General features: G+C 64.2%; 21 protein-coding genes. 14 read left to right on the top strand and 7 right to left on the bottom strand.

All coding sequences use genetic code 11. The annotated features are described in order from the left end of the window. Window positions 1–39 precede the first annotated feature (39 nt). From OCUBac02_RS26975 to OCUBac02_RS26950, 6 genes are all read left to right on the top strand, one after another. On the top strand, window positions 40–825 hold the full coding sequence (locus OCUBac02_RS26975) for a DsbA family protein (protein WP_173051064.1): 786 nt from the start codon (window positions 40–42) through the stop codon (window positions 823–825). Then, on the top strand, window positions 822–4,355 hold the full coding sequence (locus OCUBac02_RS26970) for an AAA family ATPase (RefSeq protein WP_173051062.1): 3,534 nt from the start codon (window positions 822–824) through the stop codon (window positions 4,353–4,355). Before OCUBac02_RS26975 ends, OCUBac02_RS26970 begins: the two co-directional genes overlap by 4 nt. Window positions 4,356–4,359: 4 nt before the next feature. Beyond that, window positions 4,360–4,665 carry a hypothetical protein gene (locus tag OCUBac02_RS26965; RefSeq protein ID WP_173051060.1) on the top strand — a complete coding sequence of 102 codons (306 nt, stop codon included), beginning with the start codon at window positions 4,360–4,362 and terminating at the stop codon, window positions 4,663–4,665. Window positions 4,666–4,746: 81 nt separating this feature from the next. After that, a complete protein-coding gene (locus OCUBac02_RS26960; RefSeq protein WP_173051058.1) occupies window positions 4,747–5,583 on the top strand; it encodes a helix-turn-helix domain-containing protein in 837 nt (278 codons plus the stop codon). A gap of 170 nt (window positions 5,584–5,753) precedes the next feature. Next, window positions 5,754–6,413 (top strand): hypothetical protein, encoded by a 660-nt coding sequence (locus tag OCUBac02_RS26955; protein WP_173051056.1) that lies wholly within the window; start codon window positions 5,754–5,756, stop codon window positions 6,411–6,413. Between the two features lie 2 nt (window positions 6,414–6,415). Beyond that, the gene (locus tag OCUBac02_RS26950) at window positions 6,416–6,820 is read left to right on the top strand and encodes a hypothetical protein (protein WP_173051054.1); all 405 of its coding nucleotides are present in this window, start codon (window positions 6,416–6,418) and stop codon (window positions 6,818–6,820) included. A 3-nt stretch (window positions 6,821–6,823) separates the two neighbouring features. Here the strand turns inward: OCUBac02_RS26950 and OCUBac02_RS26945 are convergent, their stop codons facing one another. Both OCUBac02_RS26945 and OCUBac02_RS26940 read right to left on the bottom strand, forming a co-directional pair. Then, window positions 6,824–7,864: a hypothetical protein gene (locus OCUBac02_RS26945; protein WP_173051052.1), complete on the bottom strand. Its 1,041-nt coding sequence runs from the start codon at window positions 7,862–7,864 to the stop codon at window positions 6,824–6,826. A 36-nt stretch (window positions 7,865–7,900) separates the two neighbouring features. Further along, window positions 7,901–8,284 (bottom strand): DUF6750 family protein, encoded by a 384-nt coding sequence (locus tag OCUBac02_RS26940; RefSeq protein ID WP_173051049.1) that lies wholly within the window; start codon window positions 8,282–8,284, stop codon window positions 7,901–7,903. Between the two features lie 178 nt (window positions 8,285–8,462). On the opposite strand from OCUBac02_RS26940, the gene OCUBac02_RS26935 reads away from it, so the two are divergent. Further along, window positions 8,463–9,098, top strand: a complete 636-nt coding sequence (locus OCUBac02_RS26935) for a DotI/IcmL/TraM family protein (protein ID WP_173051047.1) — start codon at window positions 8,463–8,465, stop codon at window positions 9,096–9,098. A gap of 79 nt (window positions 9,099–9,177) precedes the next feature. Here OCUBac02_RS26935 and OCUBac02_RS26930 read toward each other — a convergent pair whose 3' ends face one another. Then, on the bottom strand, window positions 9,178–10,488 hold the full coding sequence (locus OCUBac02_RS26930) for a type II toxin-antitoxin system HipA family toxin (RefSeq protein WP_173051045.1): 1,311 nt from the start codon (window positions 10,486–10,488) through the stop codon (window positions 9,178–9,180). Beyond that, the gene (locus OCUBac02_RS26925; RefSeq protein ID WP_173051043.1) at window positions 10,463–10,795 is read right to left on the bottom strand and encodes a helix-turn-helix domain-containing protein; all 333 of its coding nucleotides are present in this window, start codon (window positions 10,793–10,795) and stop codon (window positions 10,463–10,465) included. Before OCUBac02_RS26925 ends, OCUBac02_RS26930 begins: the two co-directional genes overlap by 26 nt. Window positions 10,796–10,976: 181 nt before the next feature. Between OCUBac02_RS26925 and OCUBac02_RS27555 the strand changes: the two genes are divergently transcribed. The 4 genes from OCUBac02_RS27555 (at window position 10,977) to scpB (ending at window position 13,513) form a co-directional block, all read left to right on the top strand. Next, window positions 10,977–11,111, top strand: coding sequence for a hypothetical protein (locus OCUBac02_RS27555; protein WP_280528871.1), 135 nt, complete (start codon window positions 10,977–10,979; stop codon window positions 11,109–11,111). A 219-nt stretch (window positions 11,112–11,330) separates the two neighbouring features. Further along, window positions 11,331–11,945 (top strand): hypothetical protein, encoded by a 615-nt coding sequence (locus OCUBac02_RS26920; RefSeq protein ID WP_173051041.1) that lies wholly within the window; start codon window positions 11,331–11,333, stop codon window positions 11,943–11,945. 114 nt (window positions 11,946–12,059) lie between these two features. Further along, the gene (locus OCUBac02_RS26915; RefSeq protein ID WP_173051039.1) at window positions 12,060–12,983 is read left to right on the top strand and encodes a hypothetical protein; all 924 of its coding nucleotides are present in this window, start codon (window positions 12,060–12,062) and stop codon (window positions 12,981–12,983) included. Further along, on the top strand, window positions 12,980–13,513 hold the full coding sequence (gene scpB, locus OCUBac02_RS26910; protein WP_173051037.1) for an SMC-Scp complex subunit ScpB: 534 nt from the start codon (window positions 12,980–12,982) through the stop codon (window positions 13,511–13,513). Before OCUBac02_RS26915 ends, scpB begins: the two co-directional genes overlap by 4 nt. A 29-nt stretch (window positions 13,514–13,542) precedes the next feature. Here scpB and OCUBac02_RS26905 read toward each other — a convergent pair whose 3' ends face one another. Then, on the bottom strand, window positions 13,543–14,265 hold the full coding sequence (locus OCUBac02_RS26905) for a hypothetical protein (protein ID WP_173051035.1): 723 nt from the start codon (window positions 14,263–14,265) through the stop codon (window positions 13,543–13,545). Window positions 14,266–14,672: 407 nt separating this feature from the next. Between OCUBac02_RS26905 and OCUBac02_RS26900 the strand changes: the two genes are divergently transcribed. Together OCUBac02_RS26900 and OCUBac02_RS26895 are read left to right on the top strand one after the other, a co-directional pair. Beyond that, window positions 14,673–15,026 carry a hypothetical protein gene (locus OCUBac02_RS26900; protein WP_173051033.1) on the top strand — a complete coding sequence of 118 codons (354 nt, stop codon included), beginning with the start codon at window positions 14,673–14,675 and terminating at the stop codon, window positions 15,024–15,026. Next, window positions 15,023–15,478: a hypothetical protein gene (locus tag OCUBac02_RS26895; protein ID WP_173051031.1), complete on the top strand. Its 456-nt coding sequence runs from the start codon at window positions 15,023–15,025 to the stop codon at window positions 15,476–15,478. Before OCUBac02_RS26900 ends, OCUBac02_RS26895 begins: the two co-directional genes overlap by 4 nt. Here OCUBac02_RS26895 and OCUBac02_RS27245 read toward each other — a convergent pair. After that, window positions 15,472–15,822, bottom strand: a complete 351-nt coding sequence (locus OCUBac02_RS27245) for a hypothetical protein (protein WP_197933369.1) — start codon at window positions 15,820–15,822, stop codon at window positions 15,472–15,474. The two genes, OCUBac02_RS26895 and OCUBac02_RS27245, sit on opposite strands and share 7 nt — an antisense overlap. A gap of 136 nt (window positions 15,823–15,958) precedes the next feature. Here OCUBac02_RS27245 and OCUBac02_RS26885 point away from each other — a divergent pair, with 136 nt between their 5' ends. Next, window positions 15,959–17,386 (top strand): hypothetical protein, encoded by a 1,428-nt coding sequence (locus tag OCUBac02_RS26885; protein WP_173051030.1) that lies wholly within the window; start codon window positions 15,959–15,961, stop codon window positions 17,384–17,386. On the opposite strand, the gene OCUBac02_RS26880 is transcribed toward OCUBac02_RS26885, so the two are convergent. Continuing rightward, entirely contained in the window at window positions 17,383–18,033 is a 651-nt protein-coding gene (locus OCUBac02_RS26880) for a hypothetical protein (RefSeq protein WP_173051028.1), read from the bottom strand. The two genes, OCUBac02_RS26885 and OCUBac02_RS26880, sit on opposite strands and share 4 nt — an antisense overlap. Window positions 18,034–18,061: the final 28 nt, after the last annotated feature.

Raw genomic sequence — 18,061 nt, 5'->3', positions numbered from 1 at the left:
CTGCCGTCTTTTCGATGGGAGCGAAGTTCAGGAGTTGCCATGCGCGCGTCGCTTCTTGGTCTGATGGCCGCAACCGTTCTTGGGGCGCTGGCGCTCTCGCCGGTGGCGAAGGCCGGCCCGTTCGAGGGGCCGGAGTTCGACAAGGCGATGACCCGATGGATCGAAAACAACCCCGAGATCGTACTCAAGGCAATCAACAGCTACGTCGAGCGGCAGAAGGATGCGGAGGCCAAGCAGGCTGACGACGTCGTTCTCAAGCTGGCGAGCGAGCTTTCGGATCCGGGCAAATGGACCCCAATCCTCGGCTCGAAGTCGGGCAAGATCGTGCTGATCGAGGTGATCGATGCGAACTGCGTGTTCTGTCGCCGCATGGAGCCCGACATGCACAAGGTCATCGCGGACAATCCGGACCTCAGGGTGATCCGTCGCTACGTCCCGTTCCTTTCGCCGAGCTCGGAATATGCCGCCCGGATGGCATCCCTCGTCTGGCGGCGTCATGAGGGTCGCTACGCCGACTTCGACAAGGCGCTGATGGCCGAGAAGACCAACCTGTCCACCGACAGCGTCGACCGGATCGTCGGGACGGTGCTCGGATCCGAAGCTGTGATGGTTCTGAAGTCCGAGCTCGCCAGCGGGCTGGTGCGCCAGGAGCTCGACGAGCACATTTCGACCGCACTGGAGCTGACGCATCGCGCCAAGATCAATGGCACCCCGTTCACGATGATCGTCGGGGCCGGCCGTGACGGTCTCTTCCGCGGCGCGGTGCCGGCGCCTCGTCTGCAGGCCGCCATCGACAAGGCCCGGGCGGCAAACGCCAGCAAATGAACGACGATCTCGCGGTCCACGAAGCGGCAACGCAGGGGGAGCCGACGGCCACGCCGTCGGCCGAAACCCCGCGCGTGTCGAGCGCGCAGCGTCGGCCGCTGAAATTCGAAGGTCTCCGGATCGACGGCTTCAAAAGCTTTGCCGACCGCGTGGATCTGCCGATCGAAACCGGGATCACGGGCGTCGTTGGTCCCAACGGGTGCGGGAAATCCAATCTGCTCGAAGCGCTCCGCTGGGCGCTCGGCGAGCGTTCTGCGCGCAACATGCGCGGCGACGGCATGGATGACGTCATCTTCGCTGGCAGTGAGCGCCGCAGTGCGCGCTCCGTCGCTGAGGTGGTGCTGAGCCTCGATAATGCCGGCCGCACGGCAACGCCCGAGTTCAACGAAACCGACCGGCTGGAGGTCTCCCGACGGATCGACCGTGGCCAGGGCACGAGCTATCGCGTCAATGGAAAGCCAGCACGCCAGAAGGACGTGCAGATCCTTTTCGCGGATAACGCCGCAGGCGCTACCTCGCCGGCGATCGTCAGCCAGGGCCGGGTCAACAAGCTGATCCAGGACAAACCGTCCGACCGTCGCATCGTCCTCGAAGAGGCTGCCGGCGTGTCCGGCCTGTCGTCGCGCCGCCATGAAGCGGATCTGCGTCTCAATCAGACGGAAGCGAACCTCGCCCGCGCCGATGACGCGCTGGTTCAATCGAACGAGCTCGTGGCGTCGCTTCGTCGTCAGGCGCGCCAGGTCCAGCGCCGGCGGGAGATCGATGGACTGGTTCGAGATTCCGCGGCCCACCTGATGCATCTTCGGGTCATGGATGCGGAGCGGGCCGAGAGCCTGGCCCGGGCAAATCATGCGGAAGCTGACCAGCGCGTCGAAGGGGCTATCCTCGGCGTGCGGGCCAGCGAGCGTAGCCGCGACGAAGCCCTTTCGAAGGTGAGCCCGGCGCGCGACGCGCGCGCGCTCGCCGAGACCGCGTTTGCGCGCTCCGCTGCTCGGCTCGAAGGGATCGAGAACGAAGCCGCGCGCCTTGTTCAGGAGCTACAGGACGCTCGGCGACGGGTCATGGAGATCGCAGTCGATCGCAAGCGCGTCGACGACCAGATGGCTGAAGCCTCGCGGACCGTTGAGGCCCTGTCCTCCGAGCGCGAGGAACTGGCTGTCGAATCCGCAGAGGCACCGGAAGCAATCGAGCAGGCTTCGAACGCGACAGAAGCGGCGCAGGACTTCGCCCGCTTGGTCGAGACCGAAGTTTCCGATCTCGCCGCCGAGGCCGCGACCCGGCAGGCAACCCGCGCCGCTGCAATTCGGCAGCGTGATGAGGCCGCGCGTCGGCTCGAAGTGGTCGAGCGTCGGCTTTCGGACGCGGAACTGAAGCTTCAGGCCGCGCGGGGCGACCTGTCCGAAGATGCCGAGGACGCTGCGATCGCCGAGGCCGTCGAAACGGCGGAGGTCGCGGCCCGGGAAGCCGAGGCCGCACTCGTCGAATGCGAGGCGGCGCTGGTACAGGCCAAGGACCATGAAGCCGAAGCGGATGCGCGGCTGCGCGCCCTGAATGGCAAGGCAACGACGGTAGCGGCCGAGATCAAGGGTCTGGAGGCAGTCGGCAGCAACTCGCCATCTGAAGACCCCGTGTCCGGGCGCCTGACCGTTCCCGCTGGCATGGAGATGGCCATCGCCTCGGCGCTTGGCGATGGCCTGGATGCAGGAACGGACCCGAGCGAGCAGACCTGGTGGGAAGGTGTCGCTGGCGATCGCTCTGGTGGTCTCGCTGATCAGGTGAGCGGCGTGGCCGAGCTCCGAACCGCGTTGGCACATGTCGAGATTTGCGAGAGCGACGACGATGTGTTCGGGCGGGCGCACATGCTGTCCGCCGGCGAGATACTGGTCTCCCCAAGCGGAGCCTTCGCGCGGTGGGATGGTCTGCGCGGCCGTGGACGAGCGAGTGCAGGGTCGGAAAGCCTCAAGCGGGCAAACCGTCTGCGCGAGCTGCGCTCGCAGGCGGATGTGATCGCCTCCGAGCTCGACGTTGCTCACGCCGAGAAGAAGGCCGCATTCGAGAAGCTGGAGCGTTCGCGCGCCCTTGCTGACCAGGCCCGGAGAATGTCGCGCCAACTGTTCGACGATCTCGTCCGCTTGCGGGAGGCCCTCGCTGTGCGCGCCAAGCTCGCAGAGCAGCGCAAGAGCCGTGTCGTGATCATCGAAAGCGAAGTCGCCCGCGCCCGCCAGGAGCGCGCGGACGCCTCGGAGCAGCTCCTCGCCTCGAACCAGGCGGTAGCCGAGATCCCCGCAGATGACGAGGCCTCGCGCCGCTTGGAGGAAGCTCGCCGAAAACTCGACGCCGCCCGGCGCGAGGAGCAGGCAACGCGAGCGCAATTCGAGAAGCTCCGTGCGGCGCACGCGTTCCGCGAGCAGCGGTTCCGCGCCATCATCTCGCAAGAAGCCGATTGGCGCAGACGTCTGGGCGAAGCAACTGAGAATCGCTCCCAGTTAACCGCCCGGGCCGAGGAAGCCGAACGCATTCTCGAAGATGCCGCGCAGCGTCCCGAAAGCCCTGCCGAGGTTGTTGAGACCGCCCGGGCCGAGGTTGCTGCGCGGCGTGAAGAGCTCGACCAGGCCATTGCCAGGCAGGACGAGGCAGAGCGGCTCCGCGAGCAGGCGGACAACGAACTCAGGGCCTCCGAGGGGAAGCTCGCCCAGCTGCGCGAGGCGCGCGCTCGGGACCTGGCGGTGATCGAGCAGGCGGTAGCCACCTGCCGTGTTGTTGCCGACCAGGTGAAGGAGCGGTTCGAAATTGAGGTCGACGCTCTCGAAACGATCGCCCCTCGCCCGGACTGGCCGATGGACATGCCGGCGGCAAAGACCGCTGCGGAGCAGGCGCTCGCACGGCGCGAACGTGAGCGCGACTCGCTTGGCGCGGTGAACTTCCTGGCGGAACAGGAGCTGGCAGATCAGGAGAAGCGCCTGGGCGACATGGAGCGCGCGCGCTCGGAGCTGCGGGACACGATCGGCAAGCTGCGCGAGCAGATCACTGAGATCGAGAATGAGGCGCGGGTACGGCTCCAGGCGGCCTTCCAGTTGATCGATCGCCATTTTGGCGAGCTCTTCGTTCGCCTGTTCGGCGGCGGCGAGGCGCAGCTCAAGCTGGTGGGATCGGAAGACATCCTCTCTGCTGGCCTGGAGATCCTCGCTTCGCCCCCGGGCAAGCGCCTGCAGGTCCTGTCGTTGCTCTCCGGCGGTGAGCAAGCTCTGACGGCTATGGCGCTGGTTTTCGCGGCGTTCCTGTCTAACCCGGCACCAATCTGCGTCCTCGATGAGGTCGATGCCCCGCTCGATGACGCCAACACGGACCGGCTCTGCCGCCTCATCGAGCAGATGGCGCAAAACGACGCGACACGCTTCCTCGTTGTCACGCACCGGCCGCTTACGATGGCGCGAATGAACCGCCTGTACGGGGTGACGATGGCAGAACGGGGCGTATCGAGCGTGACCCGCGTCGATCTCGACCGAGCTGTCGAATTCGCGAAGGAATAAAGGAATGAACCTTCAATCCATGAATGCGCTCGAATCATTCCTTGATCGTACCCTGGTTCTGCTCGCTTCCGTGCCGGAGGCCGTGCTGGGTGTTCCGCCGATCGGGCTACTTCTGGCGGGGGTGCTCGCTTCGGGAATTGCGGGGGCAACCGCGGCGAGCCTGGAAAATGCGACGCTTCTGGGCAAGATTGCAGCCTATTTCCTCATCGGGTTGCCCATTTTCGCGTTGGGGATTGGCTTCTGTTATCTCGCGCCGGCGATGGTGTCCTTCGACTCCCTGATGAGAACGGCCGTGCCGCTCGCGCGATAAGGAATAACTGGCTCGCGTAAGGACTGTTGTGGCTTCTCAGCAACGATCCTTGCGCTGTTAAGGATTAAATGCGCAATCCTGTTGACGCCCAAGGACCGGCATGGTTTGGTGCTTTCACGGTCAACGTTTTGGTGGTTCGTCATGTTGGTTCAGTCTTCGGTTCAGTGCTCCGCTCCTGCTGCCTCGCAGGTCCCCATGGATGTTGCGTGGCGCCTGGCCACGAAGGCGATCGAGCAGCGCGCTGGCGCTCAGATCTATGCCCACTTCCTCCGCCAGCTCTCCTTCGAATCGTTCAACGGCGGCATTGTCGCCCTGTCGACATCGACCAAGTTCCTCGCCCACCACGTTCTGACGAATTACATCGGCATTATCACCGAGTGCCTGCGCGAGCAGCGTGAAGATGTGGTTTCCGTCGGTGTCGTCGTTCGCGGCGGGATGAACCAGCCCCCCAAGGCACCGATCGTCGATCTCAGCGCCACCGCCAAGCGCCGCGCTCCCGTCTCCGTCTTCGCCGAGGTCCAGAAGCCGGACTATGTTCCGCCGCCGGCCCCGGAAGGCCCGCAGCCCCGGACCGTCGCCGTCCTTCAGTCGATCGTCGGACGTCACTACGGTGTCTCGCGCACCGACATCATCTCCGAGAGCCGCGCGCTCAAGCTGATCATGCCGCGGCAGGTCGCGATGTACCTCTCGCGCTCCCTCCTCGAAAAGTCGACCGGCGAGATCGGCCGTCGCTTCGGAGGTCGTGATCACACCACCGCCATCCATGCCATCCGCAAGATCAAGACCCTTCTCGAAGGCGATGCCGATCTGCGCGCCGCCGTCGACAAGATCACCCAGGAATTCGCCACATCGACCGTCACGCCGGCGGCTTCCGGTCTGGAGTCGGATGCCTCCGACGCCGTCGAACTTCAGGCCTGACCGGTCATTTCCACCAAATTCGTCGACCGAGAGCGGGAAGCCTGGCTTCCCGCTCTTTTCCGTTGGGGGTCTGCTCATCCACCGTTCTGGCGGTCAGCGTTCCTCCAGCTAATTGACCCTCCGGTCGAATGGCCCGATCTATCCGTTGTGACTAGCGATCGGCCTACCCCATGACCCACGTCTTCGATTCCATCATTGTCCTCGATGAGGACGGCCTTCTGACGGCTCGCGGAGTGCGCGGGCGGTTCAGGCTCGCCCTCGTGACGGGCGAACGGACGGCGTGGCATGTGACCGGCCCAGTCGGGCCCGCTGGCGATGCGCCCCTGGCAGCAATGGCTGCTGGCCTCGAGGATGCTCTAGTCCTCCTCGGGCGAGCCGCGTTCGGCCCGGCGCCAGTCAGGCTCCTCGTGAAGCTGCCCTGCGGGAACGAGTTCTCGCGGCCGGGCCGCGTGCCGGTCGAATCGATACTGGCCGCGCTTGGGTACCAGGTGATCTCCAGGCTGTCGGGCTTCGCCGGCTACGTGGCAACTGCGGGAACGTCGCCGGACGACGTTGCGCGCGTGCTTCACGAGACGGCGGCCGCCTCGGGAATGACCGCCGGTACTCCCTCGAAGGTGGAGAGCGACGCCGCCGGCGACCACTGGGCGGTGGATGTGACCTATCCCTTCGCTGGTGTGATCCGCCGCCCGACGGCCGCTGCGGTCCTTGCCGTAGCGATCCAGGAGGCGGGATTGGATGTGATCGACGAGATGGAATGCGAGCAGACTGGGGATCACCAGGCTAATGTCGCTTCCGTCCTCGATCTGCGAAGCTTCACCGACGCGGCCTGACCATGGCACGGCTGACCACTGAGGTTCTGCTGGACGACGCCTTTGCGGCCGTCTTCGGGACTTCGGTGGATGCCGCACGTCAGCGCGCCGCTATTGGTGAAGCCCTGGAGGACGTTGTCCAGCACATTCCCAGGGAGATGCACGGTCTCGTGCGCGATAGAGGTCCGATCTACGTCATGGTCGACGGGGTGTCGGTTCGCTGCTCGGTGCCATCGCGTTCAACCCTCGACTTGCAGCTGAGCTGGGAGGACAACAGTCTCCAGGTCAAGATTGCGCCTTGGAGAGGACGTTCCATGGGAACCGTCGCGGCCTGCGATGTCGACAACCTGACGAACGCGGTCGCGATGATCAGCGTGCTCGGCCGAGCGTGGCGACGGATCGTCTCCGTCGCGGATCCTGACAGATAGCGATCAGGCGCTGCAGAAGCCGAAGCCGCTGCCCATCATCGTGTTCATGATGATGCAGGTCGAGACCTTGCTGTTGGCCAGAAGCACACCCGCGACGAGGAACGTGATGCCATGGCCGAGTGTTGAATTCGAACGACCTTCGGCGGCCGACTTCATGAGGAACAGCCCGCGGACGAAGGCGATGGCGCCAAAAAGCGTCAAGATCGTAAAGATATGCCCTATAACGCTCTCGTATTGCGTGAATATTCCGCCCACGTTCGAGTAGCGCAGGATTGAGGCACCCTCCATCAATCCGCTGCCGCCGATCGCCCCGGTCTGTCCGGTGATTGACTGCGTCGCGGCGCGCAACAGGAACGGGCCGTTCATCATCAGGACGGCGGTGAAGACCTTCATCCACCAGCCCGGTGGAATCGATCCGCGGTTCTGTTCGTGACGGGCGAGCTCCCCGATTGCGCCGGCGAGCTGGACCAGCCCGGCCAGGAAGACAAACGCGAAGACCGCGAGAACGCCGACGGGAACGACGTTGTTGGCGACGTTCTTGGCGAGGCAAGGAACCGGGTCTGCGGAGGTGATGCAGTTATCCACGCCCTTGATCTGGACCATGCTGAGGATGCGCTGGCTCAGCTGGCTCGCCGCGCCGCCACCATCGGAGGTAGCATCGAGGATGCGGGCCGCCCGGAGATCTCCGGATCCGAAGATGCCGTTCGCACCAAGCAGCGAGGTCATGCCCATTCCGGCAGCCTCCGGCAGAGCGATCAGCAGAGTTCCTGCGATCAGGCTCGTCGCCGCGGCGCCGTAGCTCCCGTCACGGGAGTTGGCAGCCTCCTTCAGCTTCAGAATGCCCTTCCCGACCAGATAGAGGCCGGCAAGGAAGGCCGTGAAGGAGATCGCGATCATGATCGGGCCGATCAGATCGCGCAGAGCGTCGAATGTACTCTGTCCGAGGGTGTTGGCTGTTCCACCAGCCTGTGCCCAGGCCGGGGACGAGATCAGAAGCGCCAGGAGGGCGACGAATGCGGGCTCGTAAACTTGACGATGCTGCATCGCCGACCTCCCGGGGACGCTTGAGACAGCTCGGGCTCAGAAGCCCGAGGCGTTCGTGATCGAGACGCCGCCGAGACCGGTGGAGTTCGAGGTCATGTTGACGACCGCGGGCAGCGCGGCGAGGCCGGCGCCGACGGCGATGCGCCACAGGCCGTCCGAATACTTGGTCTGGCCACGGCCCTGCTCGGCGGCGGCTTCCTTGAGCTTCATCAGTCCAACACCGGCAAAGCCGATGCCGACGAGGAAGCAACCGGCGACCAGGAACTTACCGACGTTGGTCAGCTGGCGGGTCCAGGTCTGCGCCGCATCGCCGATCGTGGTCGACTGCTGAGCGAGAGCTGGAGCTGCGCTCATCAGGTGAACCGTGACGACGGCCAGCGCGAGATAGGGCAGAGCCCGAATCTTCTCGAAGGTCTTCATCTGCGTCCCTTTCGATCCTCATGGATCAGGATGGATTCGCCACATAGCATTGCGGCGCGAGCAGTGTAAGGCCGATCCTTGGGACTCACAAGGATCGCTGTAGGGCAATCCTTCGAAATTCCATTGATTGCGCTTCTTCACTTTCAATGGGAAGCTACCGGCGTCGATCGGAGTCGTCATGGACGCAGAGAAAATCGTCGCCACAATCCTTTTGCGCGACAACTACCGCCGCACGCGAATCCAATATCTCCTGCGCATGATCGTTGTCATGGTCGCGCTTACGGGGCTGTCGCTGCTCGGAACCTGGTCCATTCTTACGCGCGAGGACGAGTATCGATATCTGATGACGGAGCCATCGGGGAAGCTTCTCCCGGTCATCCCGCTCGATCAGCGACACGCGAGCGACGAGGATGTTCTGAAGTGGACGATGGATGCGGTGACGCGCGTCTACACCTTCGACTTCGCGAACTACCGGCGTCAGTTTCAGTCTGCCCAGCGGCTCATGACCCCGATCGGCTGGGACGGCTATCAGCGAGCCCTCCGGGAATCGGGAAATTTCGTCGCTGTCGTCGAGAACAAGTATGTCACGACGGCGGCGCCTAGCGGTCCGGCACGTATCCTGTCTCAGGGGTTGCTGAATGATGCTTACGGTAATATAAGATGGTCGTGGACAATTGAAGTACCGATACTTGTAACATATCAGTCTTCTAAGCAGCGAACTTCACAAGATTTAATCGCCACGGTGACGCTAATTCGCGTCCCATCCTACGTGAATTACTATGGCGCCCAGATTAGACAGATCATCGCGCGTTGATTTACTTGAGATGCACGGCAATAAGTCATAGTCACGCCAGGGTTAATACGCTGACCCGGCGGTCGCCGCGCGGGCCTGATCAGCGGGCCAGCGCGGACACCGACGCCTCGGCGTCGAGGTCATCGGTCTCCTCGACCTCTGATAGTTGGCGTGTGAGCGCGCGCGCGTGGACCTCGACCGCGGAGCGAACGGCAGGCAGCAGGGGATGCCCGCCGGCGGGCATTGCCTCCACCAGGCGCTCGGCCTCGGCTGCCTTTGCCAGGACGGCCTCACAGAGCGACTCGACACGCTTCAGCACCTGAGCAGGGTTCAGTCCGCAATCCTTCGCAAAGCGCTGCCAGTGCCGACCGCGCAGGTGTTCACCACGGTTCTTTCCCGCGATTTTCTGCGAGAGGTTCTTGCTGACGTTCTCCCATACGTCAGCATTCATCAGGTCGTAGGCGGGAGCGAGGCGTGCGCCGCTTGCCGATAGAGTCAGTGAAAAGTTCTTGGCGTGCGCATCCGTGTTGCCGATGATCACATTGAACACGACGGCATCGAGCAGATGCAGGACGTCGGCGATCGGCATGTTCTCCCGGGTGACGGTGAACATTTCGGCCAATCCCGGGCCACGGGTTCCGGTATCATTGCTTTCGTACTTCGCGCTCGGGAGCCGGCCAAGGGCTTGGCAGAAATCCTCCTGGTGGCGCCGACGCCAGCGCCCCTCGCTTCCCTTGATGCGGTCGTAGCGCTCGACGAGCAGGTAACTGCGGCTGCCGGCGCGCCCGGTGGTCACCTTCGCCGTCGGCAGGCCAACGAGCCTCGCCAATGTTAGGCAGTACGCCTCGTTCTGGACACTGCCCCACATATGCTTCAGGGCGTCGGGCTTCAGGATGTGCGTGGACGGAGAGCCATCGGCCGGGACGCAGATGTGCCCGGCGTCGTCGATTGAGACGCCGAGCTTGGTCTGGGCGCCAGCGAGCGACATCGACACGCCGTCCTCGCTGAGCAGGAAGGGCTTGTTCGGCAGCTCGTTTATGATGCGTTCGAGCGCTTCGGCGCTCTCGACAGGGCGCCACCCGGCCGTGCTGGTGTTGCCAGGCGTGCCGAAGGACAGTGCGCCTGCAGTATCGCGGCCGATCCGGGAGAGGATTCCCATGACGTCGGTGGGAGCCATACCGAGGAAATGTCCGACGGACAGCAGCTGCTCGCTTTCAGGAAGCAGGTTGGCAGCCCATGGCAGGAAGATGCGCGGCGCGACCCTCGCTTCCGAAAGTGGCATCAGCACCGAGATCGGGAAGGCGCCCTGCAGGCTGAGCCAGCTTGGATCATAGGCAAAGCCAGGCCCCTGCTCGGTTACGTCGATGGTGCCGACAAGGCGTCGCTCAAAGTGGACGGGGAGCCGGTCCATCTTCGTCCTCTTCGAGTGGGAGTTCGTCGCAGGGCTCGGGAAGATCGGGGCCAGGGGCGGCTGCCTGCGACGGCCCCTCAAGCAGGGCATCAAGCCTCATGCCAAGCGTCTCCGCGACAAGCAGGGCCTTGCCGAGCTGCGTCGTGCTCTTGCCGCTCTCCAGTTCGCTCAGAAAGCGCCGACCAACGCCGGTGGCCAGAGCAAGCTGCTCCTGATGCAGCCCTTGAGCTCGCCGCCGGGCCTTGATCATCGCTCCGAACGTCTTTGACCACTCGGCGGCGCGCCGCTCGACGCTGTTATCGTCCATAATAAAGTTCCGTGTTCCCGATCGGTAACATAGGCTGGGACATAGCGAGTTTCAAGCCCATTTGTTACCGCTCGGGAACATGGCAAATACAATGCTTATCTCAATCGGCGTTCCCGCTCGGTAACATATGGCCGCCGGAGGGCGAGAGTCGGTCAAAATGTTACCGAGCGGGAGCATTGACGTGGCGATAGTGATCGAGTTGAAGGCTTTTGCCCCCTTCTCGATCGGGTCGGTGCTCGAAATGCCGAGCGCTATCGTCCCCCAGGCCATGGTGGTCATGCCGGGCGGGGTGAGCCGCTTCCCGCGAGCGTGGTGACTGTGGCGCGACCGAACGCGATCAAGCGCCCGGAGGGGAGTGTCCATGCTCCCGCTCGGGAGCAGGGAGGTGCTTTTCGACGCGTTTGGGCTCTGATGTTCCCGATCGGGAGCATGTCTATCTCGCGCACTCGAATGAAGCGGTGGATCAGGAAAAGCCGCGGATTGAGGAATTCGTGTTCAAAAAGGATCATAAGCAAAATCCTTAACGAGTACGGCCATGTTGAACCGAATCGATCGATTCCTGCCGAGCGCGTTCCGTCGTAGCTCGCCTGTCGTTGCGCCTGCGGCGACGGCCATGCCGACGGCTCTGAGCGGTCGTTCGCGGCTTCGAAGCGAGGCGACCAGCACCGTCCATTCGAGCCCCCTGCCGCCGCGGATTGACCTGATCTCGGTCGAAGAAGGTGGAGCTCGCCTTGTCCTTGAGGCGGGATCCCTCCGGCCGATCTCGCATTCAGTTGTTCGCCTCGCTGTCATCAATGGGGGTTGGGAAATCGGCAGCTGGATGGGGTTCTCCATCGTCGAGGACGAACTTCGGGGGCGATATGCGCTGTTTCGCGCCTATGGAGCGTGCAAGCCGATTGCGGTGCTTTCGGAGATTGCCGCGGGTTGGGACTTGGCTGGACGCGCCGCGATATATCTTCCCGAGGAGGTTTTCTCCCGCCTGATTGAATACCTGCGAGGCTTCAGCGGCAGCGCTATGGAGCAAAGATCGGTTCGCCTCAACATCGGCGCCCCCTTCGATCCAGGCGTTTCTCGGACGGAGCACGACACTGGAATCTGGCGCTGGCACGCCGGCTCTCGTCCCAACAAGGTCTTCGCTCTTATCGCCTGAGCAGCGCATCAGGTCGGTGGATGGCGGGTTCTTGAGCGTGGACAAGGACCGGACCTTCATTCCATGAAAGTCGAACTGCCGCACCGCGTGGCAGATGGATTGGAGAACGTGTCAATGAACGTGATGGCCCAGGCTGGAGCGGTTAGCGAGTATGTCGAGCTGGCAGCTAGCATTCCGACGCTCCGCCATTTCGAGGCCTCTCACCTCGACCGAATCCAGGCTGTGGTCGAGGCGGCACGGATCTTCGCCGACGCGCTAGCGGCCAAGTTCAAGATACCCCTTGAGGCTGTTGAGGGCTTGACGGCCGCGACGCGAAGGCTCGCAATCGATCTCAGCGACAAGAGCGGCAATCTCTCGCTCCTGACCGAGGACGACTTCCTCAGTGCCCTCGAAGAGGAACACGGATCGATGCCGGCCGCGTTGTTCGGGATCGCGACCTTGATCGAGCATGCCAGCGGCATCGAGCGTGACATCGACGCTCTGCCGGAGGCGGACGAGAATTGGCGTCACCGCCTGGTGCGGGTCTCCCGCGCCGATTATCAGGCGGTGCTCAAGGGGTTCGTGCCGCTGCTCGGCGAGATCGAAGGCGCCATCACCTCGGAGGGAACTCCGGACCTCTACCTCCGCGAGATCTGGTCGGTCCTTGTGATGAGCAATGTGACGATCACCCAGCTGTCCGACGCGGCCGGTATCGACCCCAAGGCCACGGCTTCGGCGCTGTCGGCTGCGGCCAAGGCGCTCGCCAACGCCTACAATTTCGCGATGAACGCTCAGATCAGCCGCAGCATCGATGTGATCACCGGGCTGATGTCCGTCCTCGATCAAGCCCAGCAGGTGATCGAGCGCGCGGTCGCGGCGCAGAGCAAGGACATCGTCATCATCGCGCTTCGGCAGTTGAGCCGCGGGCGCCTCGACCTCGACGAGAAGGTCGTCGTCGAGCTGGTCCAGGCCAACAAGGCCGCCAATATCTCGGTCCCTCGTGCGCTGAAGGCCGCCGAAGCGCTCCGCGCCGAGTGGGGCTCCGAACACGCCGCATGACCATCGAGCCGCTCTTCGCCACGCTCGATCAGCGCATCGAGGCCGCGCTCTTCGCAGCCTCGCGACCTCTGAAGCCGGAACGTCTCTCAGAGATGATGCCCGCCGGCGCTGATGTCGCAGGCGCAATCGAACGCATCTGCGCCTTCTGGAAGGGGCGTGGTATCGAAGTTGTTCATGAGGGCGGCGGCTATATGATGCGCGCGCGCGCCGAGCTGCTTCCTGCAGAGGCGCGACTGGGCTCGGGCCGTAGGCTCTCAGAGCAAGCTGTCGCCACCCTGGCGGTGATCGCCATGCACCAGCCCGTAACACTGAAGCAGATAGAGACCGTTCGGGGTGTGAAGCTGGGCCGCGTTGTACTCGACGCACTTGTCGATGCCGGTCTCGTCGAAGTCGTTGGCCGGCGCCGCGGCACGGGGGCTGCCGCCGCGTATGCCACGACGGCGAAATTCCTGGAGCGCACAGGCCTTTCGTCGCTTTCGGATCTCCCGACCCCCGAGGAAGCCTTCTCGCTCGATCTCTCGGACCGATAGCGGCTTCGTGGCGGGTCGCGTCGGGTCGACTATGGTGTCGCCTGCTTCGCGCCGTACTGGTAGACCAGCTGCTCTCGAACCTGCTTCAGCCAGTCAGCCAGGTTGGTCGCGTAGGTGCCCTTGCTGTTGCGCCGCTCGCGCCAGAGAACCTCGATGGTCTGCGTGCCGGCCGCCCGCTGCAGATCTCCGGTAGCCAGAGCGAGCACTTCGCGGACGCCATCATCAGCATTCACCTCGCCTTCGCCGTAGGGCGCCGAAAATCGCTGCATCGTGTTGGAGCCGACATAGGAGCGGTTATCCTCAACGAGCTGCCCAAGAACGGTCGCGGCCGCCCTTGAGAGGCCACCTCCGGAGGCTTCGAGCTTGACCGAATCCACAATCCAAGCGGTGTCCAGGGAAACGACTTCCGGCAGCTTGTCGCAGCTCGGGATGCGCTTCGGGCACCCCGATACGCCATCGGGGCCGAGAACCCGCGACTTGTAGCCCTGCACCTGGAAGCGCTCCGCCGAGCCCGTGAGCCCCATCAGGAAGCGTGCCGCGCTGGGCCGGAATGTGACGAGGAGTGTGAACTCGGCGTCCGCGATCTTGAGAGGCCGCACACGAAGTACGACAGGCTCCCAGAGCGCGATGACGTCAGAGCCAGGGAGAGCCTTGGGGACACCGATGCCTTGGCCATCAGGAGCCTCTGGCGCTTGCGCCTGCACACTCGTGCCGAGAACCGCCGGGAAGGCCATCCCCTGCTCGTCGGTCATCTTGCCGTCCTTCGTCGGAAGGAGCGATCGGATGAAGTTTGCGAGCTCCTCCTTCGGGCGCGAGCGAGATCCGTCGAAGGAGGCCTCGAACGAACGATGCGCCTTGTGAGCAGGGAAGAGGACGTTGACGCGATAATTCCCCGGGACCGCCTGAATTCGGCACCAGACGTCTAGGATGCCATCGGATGGCTGGATGCCGAGCAGGAATCGGATGCCCTGCCCTTCCGGCTCGGCCGGCGGCGTGCAGTTTGCAGCCAACGCACCGGCGGTTCCGAGTGTCATGCCGCTGGCAATGAGGAACGCTGAAAGGACCTTATGCACGATTCACTCCATGGGGTGTCTTGATTCTTCATCCATGTTCTTCAAACCTTCAAGCTTCGAATGATTCCTTGTTGATTGAGTGGTTGATGAGCGACGTTGGCAAAGAGGCCCCTGCACCGCGCGCGCCGCGCGTCCAGGCAGCGAAGACGGTCGACCGAGTGCGCGAGGCATCCGCGATTGGCGATCTCGGCTCTTGGGCAAAGCCCTGGTATTTCGACGCTCCGCGCGTGCTTCTGACCTGCTTCCAGGTCACGCTCGCTCCGTTGGGGCTCGCTATCCGTGCGGCCGAGGCAGCCGTCTCGCTCGCAGTGCTGGCGGTGATCGGCGTTGGAGCCGGCTGGTACACGGGAATGATTACAGATCAGGACATCGTCCAGCACCTGCGTCCGATCGGGCAGCGAATCCTCGCGATGGTTCAGCAGGCCGGCGGCCTGCCGTGAAGGCGCGTTTTGCAAGGGCAGCGGTTTGGGGCGAACGCATCCTTGAGGTTGCCGTTGCCAGCATGGTCGTGCCGACGGCCGTCGCGGCGCTCCTGGGCTTCCTCCTGCTTCACGCGGCTGGGCTGAACAGTGAAGAAGCGGTCTCGCTGCTACTGGAGGTCGCGAGCCGCGTCCCGGCCCTTGTTCCCATCTGCATGACCTTGCCGGCCCTCGCAGCGATTTTCCTGCGCGATCAGATGCTGTCGGTGATCCTCGCAGCGGTGGTCATCGGGGGCGCCGCCGGGACCGGGGCCACGCGGAGCGTCGCAACCGCCCTGCCCCAAGACCACATGATTGCGGGCTCGATCGGCGCACTCATCGCCGCGCTGTCGTGCCAGTCTGCCGCGATCTATGCCCGCCGCGCACTGCGGCGGGTTGACGAAATGGCCGCCCGCCTCAAGGCCGTTCAGTAGCCGAAGAAGCGCCGCCCGACGCCGCCGTCCTGGTAATAGACGACATAATCGCCGCGGTGATAGTCGGCTGGTACCGCGACCGCAAAGCAGACAGGGTTTCCGTACCAGTCGTATCCCGGCCGGACGCATTTCACGCCAGGTCGAGGATCAGTCGCGTCAGCAACGATGGCGCCGCCCACCGCGCCGATCGCGGCGCCTGCCGCTGCGCCGCCGACATTGCCCGTAGCAACGCCCCCGACGACGGCACCGGCGCCGCCGCCGATCAGTGCGCCGCCGACGACTCGATCGTTGGCGCAGCCACCCAAGGCGATGGCGGCGATGGCGAGGATTGCGAATCGAAGCATGATGTGACCTCAAGGATAGTTTCACGGATTCTCACACGAGGCCCACCGCGGCGCCAGCGCGGACTGCTGCTTGCGGCTTTCGCGTTCGGAGCAGAACATGGCGTCACGCCAAAGACCTGAGATTTGAACGGTAGACATGCCCGAGAACGAGAAGAAGCCGCTCCCGACAGAGGACCTTGTTGCCGACAAGGTCGAGCTCGACATCGAGATCGCCGTCTCGAAGGGCGAAGTCGCGGCCACGCCACAGCCCGAGAGGGACGTTCAGATTGATCCGCCGGCGCCAGAGGGCGCGCAGGCGCCTGGCGAAGACGCGACGGCCGAAGAAACCGCCCGAGCGCTGGGACAGGTCGATTTCGATCCGGAGGCTATCGTCCGGGCCGCCGCGCTGCTCAATCAGCTCCCTCCAATCCAAGACGAGATTTCAGACGCAGAGGCGGCCCGGATGGCAGCAATGCCGCGCGGGAACCTGGGGCGCCTCGCTGCCGTCCATGCCGAAAGGGCTCGTCAGATCGAGCTCCTACGACGGGACGGTCCCGGCGTCGACGAGCTGCCTCCGCCTCCCCCGCGGCCGCCAGAAAACCTGCCTGCAGTTCAGCAGCGGAACGTGTTCGCGCGCGACCCGAACTGGCAGGCGCCCCCTGCCCAGCCGCGTTGGCATCGTGTTTACGACCTTCCGCGCTACTACCAGAACCAGATCCGAGGCCTAGGCCGCGGCGTTTTCCGCCGGTTCCCGTGCTTTGCCGAGCATGAAGCTGTCATGACGCAGATGGGGCACGATCCCCTCGGCTCGATCCAGGTGATGGCGAACCTCAACGGTCAGGGCTACCCCTCCGAGGCATGGGAGCTCAACGCGATCGCGGAGTGGGTGCTGGGGGCCGGCGGCGGACGTGTGGTCGATGCTCGCGAGCTCACATTCGCGACCGTGATGCCGGACTATACACCCCGCGTGATCGTTGCCTGCACGGAAACGGAATCCTTCCTTCTCGTGCAGGAACTGGTCGAGATGGGCGCGCCGGCCGACTCGACCTACATTTACCGCTGGCACGGGGGACTGCGGTACTACCGCGACCATCCTCAGGAGTTGGCGGGGATGCAGCGTCGACAGATCGCGGCCGCCCGCCCGCAGCTGGAACATGATGCCGGGCCGGCAGTCGTCCCGCCGCGGCTTGCCCGGCCTCGGAACGCCCCTGCCGTCCCGGCTGTCGCTCGGGCCAGGCCTGCGACCTATACGCTGGTCCAACAGAGAACCAGCCAGGAACGCTCCGAGATCCTCAAGGCATTGCCGTTGGGGTCGTCGACGGTCGTGAAGAGCCCCGTGGTCGACCTGTTGAAGGTTGACGGCTTCAAACAGTTCGGATCCTCAAGCGGGCCGTGCCTTCGCAAGCAGGTCGGCGCCGGTCAGTATGCCTATGTCTTCGGGGAAGCTGGAAAGTCGCTCGCGACGTCATCGACGTTCCGTGTCGAGCTGGATGACGAGGGCACGCGCACTGTGCTTGCCAATGACGCCTCTGACTTCGAGGAGATCAAGGCCATCATATCCCCCGCGCCGGGTATGACCCCTTAGAACCTGGGATCGCTCACGCCACCGAGATCCTGCCGGGATGGTGGCTGAGCTGGGCCGCCTGGCAGGTCGCGCAATGCGATAGGTCCGCCTGGAAGAGGAGCTGACGGTGCCGAGGACTGCCTGCGAGCCGGAGCGCCGACAACGCCAACCGGTGGCGGGACGAACTGCTGCGGCGCCGCAGGCTCCGAGATTGGCGCGGGCGACGGGTTGGTGAAGCGCCTGACAGCCTTTTCGGCATCGCTCTGACGTTTGGTTCCTTGTTCCTGGGCCTCGCGACGGGCCCGTCCACCTGAAACCTCGTCCTCCCACCAGGCTGAGACCCGTTCAGCGAGATCGTCCTGCCAGGGCCCGCGGACGAGGAACTCGACCTGTCCTGACTCGGCGTGAAGGATGGGGAACGGTGGCTGACCTTCGATCAGAACGAAGCCGCGCATACGGCCATACTCGGCAACGAAGCGATAGGGCCCGATATCCAGGCAGGGATAATAGCCTCCCCGTGCCACCGGCTCGGCAGAGAGAGAGCACGACTGGCCGTGCCCTCGATCGAGCGCCGACCGGACGGTCGCGATGGCTTCCTGGTCGCCCTTCGCCTGCGCGGGCGCCGCGCCGAGAGCTGCTACTGCGAATGCAAGGATCACGAATCGCATCGATTGAAGGACCTTGTTGGTGGCGATC

This window comes from Bosea sp. ANAM02 (assembly GCF_011764485.1).
GTDB lineage: Bacteria > Pseudomonadota > Alphaproteobacteria > Rhizobiales > Beijerinckiaceae > Allobosea.
This window is presented reverse-complemented; position numbering and strand designations above follow the sequence as displayed.